General features: G+C 39.5%; 1 rRNA gene. It reads left to right on the forward strand.

From position 1 onward, the window contains the following. Positions 1-159: 159 nt before the first annotated feature. Positions 160-274: ribosomal RNA gene (rrf, locus tag H5162_RS21195) — 5S ribosomal RNA — on the forward strand. The last annotated feature ends 7 nt before the right edge of the window (positions 275-281 follow it).

Consider the following 281-nt stretch of genomic DNA (forward strand, 5'->3'; position numbering starts at 1 on the left):
GTACTAATTACCCGTGAGGCTTAACCATACAACGCCAAACGCGTTTTATGTGATAGTTGATAGCGCAAGAAGTTAATAGACTAAAGTAGATTTACTGAAAACTTTATTATCAGAATTCCAAATTTTAGTTAATTGCTAACGCGATTAACACCAAATTTGCTTGGTAACAATAGCGTTTTGGACCCACCTGACCCCATGCCGAACTCAGTAGTGAAACGAAACAGCGCCGATGATAGTGTAGCATTTGCTATGTGAAAGTAGGACATTGCCAGGCTCCAAAT

It is taken from the genome of Pseudoalteromonas sp. SR41-8, assembly GCF_014163915.1.
Taxonomy (GTDB): Bacteria; Pseudomonadota; Gammaproteobacteria; order Enterobacterales; family Alteromonadaceae; genus Pseudoalteromonas; species Pseudoalteromonas rhizosphaerae.